The 10,036-nt window shown below is 69.9% G+C and carries 9 protein-coding genes; 3 read left to right on the forward strand and 6 right to left on the reverse strand.

Annotation, left to right across the window (positions count from 1 at the left end):
* From VF697_RS36965 to VF697_RS36985, 5 genes are all read right to left on the reverse strand, one after another.
* Nucleotides 1–2,134 (reverse strand): serine/threonine-protein kinase (locus tag VF697_RS36965; RefSeq protein ID WP_331102594.1); only part of this gene is annotated, 2,134 nt, incomplete at its 3' end.
* 7 nt (nt 2,135–2,141) lie between these two features.
* Complete coding sequence (locus VF697_RS36970; RefSeq protein WP_331102596.1) at nt 2,142–2,987, reverse strand: hypothetical protein; 846 nt, start codon at nt 2,985–2,987, stop codon at nt 2,142–2,144.
* Nucleotides 2,988–3,172: 185 nt separating this feature from the next.
* Nucleotides 3,173–3,352 carry a hypothetical protein gene (locus VF697_RS36975; protein ID WP_331102598.1) on the reverse strand — a complete coding sequence of 60 codons (180 nt, stop codon included), beginning with the start codon at nt 3,350–3,352 and terminating at the stop codon, nt 3,173–3,175.
* A 271-nt stretch (nt 3,353–3,623) separates the two neighbouring features.
* A complete protein-coding gene (locus VF697_RS36980) occupies nt 3,624–4,202 on the reverse strand; it encodes a superoxide dismutase family protein (RefSeq protein ID WP_331102599.1) in 579 nt (192 codons plus the stop codon).
* Between the two features lie 86 nt (nt 4,203–4,288).
* Nucleotides 4,289–5,869 carry an N-6 DNA methylase gene (locus VF697_RS36985; RefSeq protein WP_331102601.1) on the reverse strand — a complete coding sequence of 527 codons (1,581 nt, stop codon included), beginning with the start codon at nt 5,867–5,869 and terminating at the stop codon, nt 4,289–4,291.
* A gap of 149 nt (nt 5,870–6,018) precedes the next feature.
* Here VF697_RS36985 and VF697_RS36990 point away from each other — a divergent pair, with 149 nt between their 5' ends.
* Nucleotides 6,019–6,774, forward strand: a complete 756-nt coding sequence (locus VF697_RS36990; protein ID WP_331102603.1) for a hypothetical protein — start codon at nt 6,019–6,021, stop codon at nt 6,772–6,774.
* 7 nt (nt 6,775–6,781) lie between these two features.
* Here VF697_RS36990 and htpG read toward each other — a convergent pair whose 3' ends face one another.
* A complete protein-coding gene (gene htpG / locus VF697_RS36995) occupies nt 6,782–8,707 on the reverse strand; it encodes a molecular chaperone HtpG (protein WP_331102605.1) in 1,926 nt (641 codons plus the stop codon).
* A 195-nt stretch (nt 8,708–8,902) separates the two neighbouring features.
* On the opposite strand from htpG, the gene VF697_RS37000 reads away from it, so the two are divergent.
* Both VF697_RS37000 and VF697_RS37005 read left to right on the forward strand, forming a co-directional pair.
* Nucleotides 8,903–9,697: an SDR family NAD(P)-dependent oxidoreductase gene (locus tag VF697_RS37000; RefSeq protein ID WP_331102607.1), complete on the forward strand. Its 795-nt coding sequence runs from the start codon at nt 8,903–8,905 to the stop codon at nt 9,695–9,697.
* A 60-nt stretch (nt 9,698–9,757) separates the two neighbouring features.
* Nucleotides 9,758–10,036: GNAT family N-acetyltransferase (locus VF697_RS37005; RefSeq protein WP_331102609.1), on the forward strand; the 279-nt coding region annotated here is incomplete at its 3' end.

The raw sequence follows: 10,036 nt of genomic DNA on the forward strand, positions 1-10,036 counted from the left end.
CGAGGGAGCGCTCGTAGTTGTCGCGCGCCTCTTCGAAGCGGCCCAGCTCCGAGAGTGCCACCCCGACGTTGTTGTACATGGAGGCCACGAAGGCGTGCTCGGGGCCGAGGGCCTTCTCCATGAGGACCTGGGCCTGCTGGAACCGCGTCCGCGCCTCCTCGAAGCGGCCCTGCTTGTAGAGGACGCCGCCCAGGATGTGGAGCGACTCGGCTCGGGCCAGATCATCCCCCGCGCGCTCCGAGGCCGTCTCCAGCACCACCTTCTCCGTGTCCAGCACGTCGAGCGGTTGGGAGAGCCGGACCTCCGTGTTCCAGATGATCATGTTCCACAGCCGGGCCATCAGCACGTCATCCTTGCCGCGGGCGGCCTGGGTGAGCGCCTGCCGCAGCAGGGCATCGGTACGTGCGTAGTCTCCGAGCCCGCCGTGCAGCCGACCGAGGTGGTAGAGGAGCTGGGCCCGCAGGGGCGCGTAGTCCAGCGCCTCGACCTGGGGCCGCAAGCCGGTGCACAGCTCCAGGCCCTCGGAGAACTTGCCAGCCAGCCACAGGGTCTCGAGGTGATCCACCTGCTGCTGAAGGGCCTCGATCCGCGCCCGCGCGGCCGGCTCCTGGGGGAGGGGCACGGCGGAGGTGAGGGCTTGGGCATCCATGCAGGAGGCCAGTGGGGGCAGGGACTGCGCGACCTGGACAGCCTGGGGGAGGAGCTGCGGATCGGGGCCGCGCGCCAGCAGCTTCACCAGCGCGCCGAGCTGGTCCCGGCGCCGCTCCAGGCAGGAGACCTGAAGCAGGGCCAACTCCTGGGGCTGTCCGACCTCCACGGGGCTGGCCTCGCAGACCTCGGTGCGCAGGCGAAGCCACTCGCGGGCGTAGCTGTCCAGCACCGCCTGGACACGCTCGGCGGTGGTCGGGGCGTAGGAGAGCCCCGTGCCGAGCAGGGCCTGCCGCACCCCCGCCTGAAGGGAGGCGTCCCATACGTTCACCAACCGCTGCTCCAGGTTCCCGCAGTCCCGCGTGTAGCCATGCACCCACCCGGTGAGCGCCAGCACCACGAGGGTGGCGGCTCCCGCGATCAGGCCGGCGACGCGCAGCCGCGCCCGGCGCCTGATGTCCGGATCCGCCTCCAGGGCCGAGATCAGGGCTTCCATGGAGGCGGGACGCTGCTCGGGGGCGAGCTGCAACCCCCACAGCACCCGGCTGGTCACCCATGCCGGAACGGGGGAGTGGGTGGGCGGCGGGTTGACGCGCCCGGCGCGCTGCGCCTCCCAGCGCGCGGTGACGGTCTCTCCTGGGAAGGCGGGCTGCCCGTAGAGGGCCTCGTAGAGCGCCACGCAGAAGGAGAACAGGTCACTGCGCGCGTCCACCGGCTTGCCCAGCATCACCTCGGGGGCCATGTAGCGCGGCGTTCCCATCACCTGCCCGGTCTCGCTCTCCGGGCCGGGGGCGATGGGAGCCGTCCCCACCTGGGACGCCTGGGGGTGCGAGGGCGGGTCTCCAATGCGTGCCAGACCGAAGTCCGTCACCCGCGCCCGCTCGTCCTTGCCCACCAGGACGTTCTCCGGTTTGAAGTCCCGGTGCACGAGCCCCGCTGCGTGGGCCGCGGCCAGCCCCCTGCCGGCCTCCAGGTACACCGCCAGCACCTCGCGCCAGTTGCGCGCGTGCGCATGGCACCACTGGCGCAGCGTCTGCCCCTCCACCAGCTCCATGGAGATGAAGACGGTGCCGTCCTCCAGCGTGCCCGCGTCATAGACGGCCACCACGTTGGGGTGGCTCAGGCGGGCCATGGCCTGGGCCTCGCGCAGCATGCGGATCTGCTGCTGGTTGTCCTGCTGATCCTCCCGAGAGTGCAGCAGCTTGAAGGCGACCCGCCGATCGAGCCGGGTGTCATAGGCGGCCGTCACCGTGCCCATTCCACCCTGGCCAAGCACATCCAACACGATGTAGCGGTTGGCCAGGGGGCTGAGCGCGGGCGGCGCGGTCCGCGTGGACGCGCCCGCAGTGGGCGTGGTCGTGGACAGCTCCAGGGACGCCACGGGCGGCGGCTCGCGGACATCCTCCACCATGCGCTTCACGACGAGGGTTTTTTCGAGGAACTCTTCCCTCGGAGCCCCGTCCGCTGCCCGCTGCTCGTCACTCATGGGCTCTTTACCGGCAGGCGCCGCAGTCCGAGCAGTTGTCGGCTGTCGTACCTACTCCGCACCGCTCGCTCTTCTGGCAGATGCCGTCCCCGCAGATGTTGACGGCGTTGACGTGGAGGCGGGTCGTCACCGGACGGTAGTTTACCCCATTGTACGTGCACTGCGTGTAGTACGTCCCCGTCGCATCCGGCACGCAACGCGCCGCGTCACACGTACCGACGCGGACGATGATGGGGCAGTGCGGATTTTCCCCGCTGGCGACGTTCGACAGCCCACAACCGCGGTTGGTGCTCTTGGAGGAGTCGAGCTGCGTGTGATCGTTTCCCGCGTACAGGCCCTGGTTCCGGAAGAGGTTGCCGAAGAAGCACGCCTCGCGGATGTTGTAGTCCCCCAGCTCCTGGGCGGTGTAGGGCAGCACGTTGCCTTCCGCGGTCAGTCCCAGGACGGAGAAGCCCACCTTCATCCCGTACGGGTTGGCGTGAGCCGCCAGACAGGCGGAGATGACCTGCTCTTCCTGCTCGGTCGCTGGCCGCCCCGAGCCCCAGTGGCTCGCCAGTCCCAGCTTGCCAGCCCAGGTGTAGCTCGTCCCCGTCTGGGGGTCGGTGTAGGTGCGCACCTGCCCCTCCGGCAAGGCGCAGCCAATGAGGTACTTCATCAACTGAGTGTTCTGCGTGGGGGCCGCGCTGAACCAGGACGAAAAAGTGCTGGTGGACAGGCCGTTGGTGGACAGGCCGTTGGTGGACAGGCCGTTTTCCTCGATCAACTCCTGGGCCTGCTGCTCCAGGGGCTCCGTTTCCAGCAGGGACGGCGAGGTGTTACACCCCAGGCCTCCCCCCACCAGCAACGCGCTCACCAGAATTCCTCTCCCCGCTGCTACTGCACCTCGTGATGACAAAGAGACCCCTCCAATTGAAGTGTTACTGATTTACTGCAACGGTAGCACAATTCGAAGCTGCGGATGAGGGAGCAGTCTCGGCGGGTGAGAAATCTGGAAGAGAGTGGTGGGCGATGAACAGTGGATGCGCCGCTGCCGCGCCTCTACGCCCCAGGGGAGACTTCTGCTTGGGCGCGCAGCTCTTCATCCGCTGGAGTGCCAGGTTCGCGCTTCTCCTGGAAGGCCTCGCGCTCGAGTGCCCGATGCACCGCGGGAAGCGCCGCCTTCTTCTTGGAGACGAGATAGCGGACGGCCCCGCCGAGCTCCTCGTCCGCGAGGCTCATCCGGTGGCAACTCCCGCAGGCGGTGGCCGAGAGGGGAAACCCGGCGGGAGTTCCAAGCTCCAGGGGACGCGTGCCGCCGGTGAAGAGCGGGGCCTCCTCACCTCGGGGGCAACCGGCTCGGGCCCGGCGGCCCACGCCGTGGCCAGAGCGGAGAGTCACAGCAGCACCCACCCCACGGCACTGGAGCCGGAGCGGTGCCAGTGGAGGAGAGGTTGACCGTTCATGGGCCGCTCGGGCGCGTACCATGCGCGGGTGGTGCGGGAGCCTCCTGCTACTTCGTCACGACGCCGCAGGCGATGCGGTCCCCCGCGTTGCCGGCCGGGTCGCTCTTGTAGTCGTCCGCGGAAGCGTGGACGACGACGGCCGCACCGTCCTGGTCCTGCAGGTCCTTCAGCTTGAGGCCGTGGGCGAAGTGGTCGAACCGCACCTTGCCATCGGCGCCCACGTGCAGGTTGGGCAGGTCACCCTCGTGCTTGCCCTCGGCCACGAGGACGCCGTGCTTCTTCTTGTTCGGGTTGAGATGGCCGCCGGCGGTCTGGAAGGGCGCCTCGCACTTGCCCGCCTCGTGGATGTGGATGGCGTGCTCGCCCGGCGGGAGGTTGGAGAGCGTCCCCTTCACGAGGATGCCATGGGGCGACTCGGTGAGCGTCACCTCGCCCACCGTCTGGCCCTTCTGGTCCTTCACGTCCGCGCGGGCGGTGGCGCCCCCCGCCACCTGCTCGCCCTTTGCGGCGGTCTTCTCTTCCTTCTTGGTGGCGGCCTTCTCCTTGGCGGCGGGGGCCTGGCCCTGAGCGAAGGCGGGGCCAGCGAGGCAGAGGACGGCAGCGGTCAGCAGCGCGCGAGTCTTCATGAGGTGTCTCCTTCTCCGCGGGAATTCCCGGTTCCGGGCTTCCGGACCGAGAGTGAAGGTGGACACTAATGCGCCCGGCGCGTTCCTCAAGGCTGGAGAGCGGCCAGGGGGACATGGACGACGCGGGAGGCGCCGTAGACGGGCGCCCAGCGCTGCTGCACCTCGGAATCGTTGAGGAAGCGCACGATTGTCCGGTAGGCGGCCAGCGGGCCCCCGAGCCGCTCGGCCCAGGCGAGCCCTCGCGGCGAGAGGTTGGGCACGAGCGGGCCCAGGGCCTCCGCCGAGCGTGTGACGCGGGTGATCTCCAGCCCCTCGTCGCGCACGCGCTGGGGCACGAGCAGGGGCGCGAAGCGGGCGTGCCGGTGATCGTGGACGCAGCCCTCGTCCTCCAGGAGCGCGGCGGACAGGGGCAGCTCGCGCACGTTGAAGAGGAGCTTCACCGCGCCCCGGTGCGGATCCCACGGGCCGCGCAGGCGGTGATCGCCGCGGAGGATGAGGCGCCGGTCCAGGTAGCAGAAGGCGCGGGCCTCGGGAGGGAGGGTGCCGCGGTGGCGCGCTCCGGCATAGCGGAAGAAGGGGCGCACGCAGGCGGGGTCCACCACGAAGGCCGGGCCCTCCTTCAACGTGCGCAGCTTGGGCAGCAGCGACTCGGGAATCCCGTGGGCGCGGGCGAAGTCCTCGAGTGCTTCCAGGGGCGCGCGGGCGAAGTCCTCGAGGCGGGCGAGGAGGCGCTGGGGGTCGTCATCCACCAGCAGCTCGTCGAAGCGCGTCTTCACGCCCGGCAGGCTCACCGGGACGAGCGTGGTGAGGGGCTCGCCCTCGGAGCGCCAGCGAGCGTCCAGCTCCGCCGCCTCGGGAGGCGTGGGCGCGAGGCGCCACTCGGGAGCCTCGGGCGTGAAGGAAATCGGCGAGGCCCGCTTCCCCTCGGAGTACACGGGCTGGACGCTCGCCTCCGGAGGTGAGGTCCACACGGTGATGCAGGTGCGCACCTGGGTGCCCGCGAAGGCGCCCGGGCCGAGGTCCACCACCTCGCGCAGCGACAGCGTGCGCAGCAAGGTGTCGCGCAGGGGCGCATAGAGGAAGGCGTCGAGGAGGCTGGAGGGGGTGATGAAGGCGAGCACGCCCGGGCGCGAGGAGAGCCGGTGCGCGGCGAGCAGGAGGAAGAAGGCGAAGTCATCGCGCAGGCTGGTGCCCGGCGGGAACGAGATGGGCACCAGGGCCCGGAGTCGGGCGTAGGCGTCGCGATCCTTCAGGAGCGCGGAGGTGCCGTTGTAGGGCGGGTTGCCGACCCACACCTCGCGATGGCCCGGGGGGAGTGCATGGAGGAGGGGCTTGAGCCCGCCGCGCAGGGCATCCCCCACGCGGACGTGCGCACCGGGCACGCGGGCCTGGCAGGCCTGGGCCACCTCGGGGGAGAGCTCCAGGCCGGTGAGGTGGGCCTCGGGGCGGGCGCGTGCCGCGGCGGCGAGGAAGGCGCCCGCACCACAGGCCGGGTCCACCACCGCGAGGGGCCCATCCCCGGCATGCGCCAGGGCGAGCGCCAGCGTGCGCTCCACCAGGGGCGCGGGGGTGTAGAACGCACCGAGCGCGCGCCGGTCGAGGCCGGGGAACTGGTGGACGAGCTCCTCCTCGTCGAGGACAGGGGGAGAGGTGGGGGCACGCGACATCCGCGCACCATCCTACTCCGGCTGGCCTTCCTTACCGGGCCTGGCCGTAGCAACATGGGACGGGAGGGTGCCCCTTGCCGTCTCCGCCGTCCAAACCGAAGGCCCCACCCCCAGGTGTCCCGCTCGGGGACGACGAGCTCCCCACCCAGGTGCAACCGCGAAAGCTCGTCCTCCCGAGCCCTCCCAGCCGCTCGGGTGGAGACGGCTTCGAGTCCTCCGAGCTTCCCACCAACCCCGGGCGGCCGACCTTCACCGGCGTGGCCCCCGAAGTGAGCAAGGGCCGCTGGAACGAGCGCTCCGCGGCGCCTCGGGGCGTGCTGCCGGCCACGGCCATCCTCGGCGGCCTGGACGAGGCGCTCCAGAAGGCCGTGCAGTCGCGTGCGCCGGTGGGCGGCGTGCGCGAGCAGCTCAAGGCGGACTGGCTCCCCCTGCTGCGGCAGGCGGTGGAGCAGGCCGGCGGGGACGGGATGGATGCCTACGTCACGCAGTTGCTGGCTCCTCCGGGCCGCAAGGCGATGACTCCGCTGCTGGCGGAGCTGGCCACGGGCATGGAGCGCCTGGAGGCCGCGGCGGACACGAGCGCGCTGCGCACGGCGGCGCTGGCGGTCCGGGCCCTGGTGGAGAAGGCGCTGACGAACAAGGCGCCGAGCCCCATCTCGCTCAAGCTGCTGGAGTGCGAGCTGGACGGGCGACTCGAGGTGGACACGATGCTGTCCATCCGGTTCGCCTCCAACGCCGAGCTGACCGCCCGGCGGGACCGGGCGGAGCGCACGCTGGAGGATCTCCGGTTGCAGATGCGCGCGCTGCCGGCGAAGCAGCCGGGGGGCATCTTCTCCAACTTCGCCCGCGTGAAGGTGGAGAAGCGCGTCATGGACGCCGAGGCCCGCCGCCGCGGTCTGGGCTGAGGCCCCCTCAGTTGCGCGGCAGGGGCGCCTCGGGCTTCGCGGCCAGCTGCGTCATCAGCGCCGTCATCCGCCGCGCGAAGCGGTTCGGATCCTCCACGCTGCTGCCCTCGGTGAGCAGCGCCTGGTCGTAGAGCATCTCCACCCACTCCGTCACCTGGGCCGAGCCCGACTCCTTCTCGTTGAGCGCGCGCAGGTGCTCGATGATGGGGTGCGACGGGTTGACCTCCAGGATGCGCTTGGCGCGCGGCACGCTCCGGCCCCGCTCCCGCAGCAGCCGCTCCACGAAGGCGTGCGAGCCGCCCTCCGGCACCACGAGGCAGCAGGGCGAGTCCGTGAGGCGATCCGACGCCCGCACCTCGCGCACGTGCTCCTTGAGCACCTCCTTCATCCGGTCGGCGAGCGGCCCCAGCCCCTTGGCGCGCTCCTCCTTCTCGCGCTTCTCCTCGTCCGTCTCCTTGAGCTTGAGGTCCGCGTGCATCGCCGACACCAGCGGCTTGCCCTGGTGCTCGCGCAGGCCCTGCGCCGCCCACTCGTCCACGGGGTCGGTCATGTACAGCACCTCGTACCCGCGCTTTTTCAGCGCCTCGAGGTGCGGCGAGTCCACCACCGCCTTCCGCGACTCGCCGAAGACGTAATAGATGGCCTCCTGGCCCTCCTTCATCCGCGACACGTAGTCCGCCAGGGAGGTGAGGCCCTCCTCGCGCGAGCTCTCGAAGCGCACCAGCGCGCCCAGCTTCTCGCGGTGCTCGGTGTCGACCGCCAGGCCCTCCTTGAGCACCGTGCCGAAGCTCTTCCAGAACGTGACGTAGTCCTCCGGCTTGTCCTTGGCCAGCTTCTCCAGCATGTCCAACGTCTTCTTCGTCACGTGCTTGCGGATGGCCTGCACCACCGCCGAGTCCTGCAGCAGCTCGCGCGACACGTTCAGCGGCAGGTCATCCGAGTCCACCACGCCCCGCACGAAGCGCAGCCACTGCGGCAGCATCTCCTCGCACCGGTCCATGATGAGCACGCGCTTGACGAACAGGCGCACCCCGCGCTGCTGCGCGTTGTTCAGGTCGAACGGCGGCTGCTTCGGCAGGAAGAGCAGCCCGGTGAAGACCTGGTTGCCCTCGGTCCGGAAGTGCGTCCACGCCAGCGGCGCCTCCCAGTCGTGCGTGAGGTGCTTGTAGAACTCCTGGTACTGCTCGTCGGTGATCTCACTCTTCGACCGCTGCCACAGGGCGCTGGCCTTGTTCACCACCTCGAGCTGCGTCTCCGTCTTCTGCACGTCCCCCTCGCCGGTGGTCTTCTCCACCTGGAGCTTGATGGGGTGGTTCACGTAGTCCGAGTACTGCGTCACCAGCGAGCGCAGGCGCCAGGCGTCGAGGAACTCCTTCTGGTCCTGCTTGAGGTGGAGGGTGATGGAGGTGCCGCGCGTGGCGCGCTCGGCCGGCTCCAGCGTGAAGGCGCCCTTGGCATCCGACACCCACCGCCAGGCCTGGGAGTCCTTGCCCGCCGCCCGGCTGACCACCTCCACCTGGTCCGCCACCAGATAGGCGCTGTAGAAGCCCACGCCGAACTGGCCGATGAGGTTCACGTCCTTCTGGCCCCGCTGCGCCGCCAGCTCCAGGAACTCGCGCGAGCCGGAGTGGGCGATGGTGCCCAGGTTCTTCACCAGCTCGTCATGCGTCATGCCGATGCCGGTGTCCTCGATGGTGATCGTGCCCTTCTCCTCATCGGGGATGATGTGGATTTCCAGGGCGGAGGCCCCCTCGAGCAGCTCGGGCTCGGTGACCGAGCGGAAGCGCAGCTTGTCGAGCGCGTCCGATGCGTTCGACACGAGCTCGCGCAGGAAGATCTCCTTGTGGCTGTAGAGCGAGTTGATGACCAGGTTCAGGAGCTGGTTGATCTCCGCCTGGAACTTGTGGGTCTCGCGCTGGGTCTCGACGGACATGTCTCCTCCGGGCGTCCCCTCGGGGACGCGAACGCCCTCCCTGTAACCATGGAAGGTGCGCTGTCCATCAGTCCCCCCCTGCTCGCCCGCACCCCGAAGAGGGGGGGGGGCTTGCGCTATGGCGGTAATTTTCCTATCAGACTGTTCGAGTCCCGGCCGGAAGGCCCGAGGGGCTCCAGCGGAAGGGACACGTGCATGGCGACAAATCCATTCGACATCTCGGGCAAGGTGGCCATCGTCACGGGCGGGGCCATGGGGATTGGCTTCGGGATCGTCCGTCGGTTCGTCGAGAGCGGCGCCCGGGTGCTGCTCGTGGACCGGGACGAGAAGGCGGCGAAGGAGGCGCTGGCGCGGCTGCCCGAGGGGCCGGGCAAGGCCGAGATGCTGACGGCGGATGTCTCCGAGGAGGCGTCGGGTGAGCGGATGGTGGCCCGCTGCATCGAGTGCTTCGACCGGGTGGACGTGCTGGTGAACAACGCGGGCATCTTCCCCATGTCGCCGGTGATGCAGATGTCGCCGGAGCTGCTCGACCGGGTGTACCAGGTGAACATCCGGGGGCTGATGCTCACCTCCAAGGCGGTGGCGGGACGGATGATCCAGCAGCGCCAGGGGGGCAGCATCGTCAACCTGTCCTCCGTCAACGCGCTGCGGCCCAACATGGTGGGACTGGCGGCCTATGACGCGTCGAAGGCCGCGGTGGCCATGTTCACCAAGAGCCTCGCGCTGGAGCTGGCGCCCCACCGCATCCGGGTGAACTCCATCGCGCCCGGCGGCATCGACACCGAGGGCAACGCCCAGGTGCTCAAGGACGTCATGACGCCGGAGCAGGCGGAGGCGTTCCGGGAGAACTACCTGCGGACGAAGGTTCCGCTCGGTCGCTATGGCAACCCCGATGACATCGCCAAGGCGGCCCTCTTCCTGGCCTCTTCCGCGAGCGACTACATGACGGGCAGCAGCCTGCTGGTGGATGGCGGGTTGATGCTCATGTGAGGAGCGCGGGCGGGCCCCGTCTGTCCTAGGCTGCCTCCCGCACGATTGGGGAGGGATACCGTGGACTCGACAGCACTGAACTTTGGTCCGCCGCAGGGGGAGCGAGAGCTCGCCGCGGTGGACGACATCGTTTCCCAGGCTTTTGGGATGGCCCCCGAGGAGATGCTTCCCTGGAGGCAGAAGGTCGAGGCCGGGGGAGGCCAGCTGAGGGTGCTGCGTGAGGGCGGCTCGGTGGTCGCCTCGCTCGTCTTCATTCCCATGGGGCAGTGGTTGGGCGGCCGCCGGGTGGCCGTCACGGGCATCGGTGGCGTAGGCGTGGCGCCCGCCCGCCGGGGCCAG

This window comes from Archangium sp., from assembly GCF_036388035.1.
GTDB lineage: Bacteria > Myxococcota > Myxococcia > Myxococcales > Myxococcaceae > Archangium.

What these genes read in the sequence shown, in the direction of transcription:
- VF697_RS37000 (WP_331102607.1), top strand. Translation starts at nt 8,903, where the DNA reads ATGGCGACAAATCCATTCGACATCTCGGGCAAGGTGGCCATCGTCACG.
- htpG (WP_331102605.1), bottom strand. Translation starts at nt 8,707, where the DNA reads ATGTCCGTCGAGACCCAGCGCGAGACCCACAAGTTCCAGGCGGAGATC.
- VF697_RS36980 (WP_331102599.1), bottom strand. Translation starts at nt 4,202, where the DNA reads ATGAAGACTCGCGCGCTGCTGACCGCTGCCGTCCTCTGCCTCGCTGGC.
- VF697_RS36975 (WP_331102598.1), bottom strand. Translation starts at nt 3,352, where the DNA reads ATGAGCCTCGCGGACGAGGAGCTCGGCGGGGCCGTCCGCTATCTCGTC.
- VF697_RS36985 (WP_331102601.1), bottom strand. Translation starts at nt 5,869, where the DNA reads ATGTCGCGTGCCCCCACCTCTCCCCCTGTCCTCGACGAGGAGGAGCTC.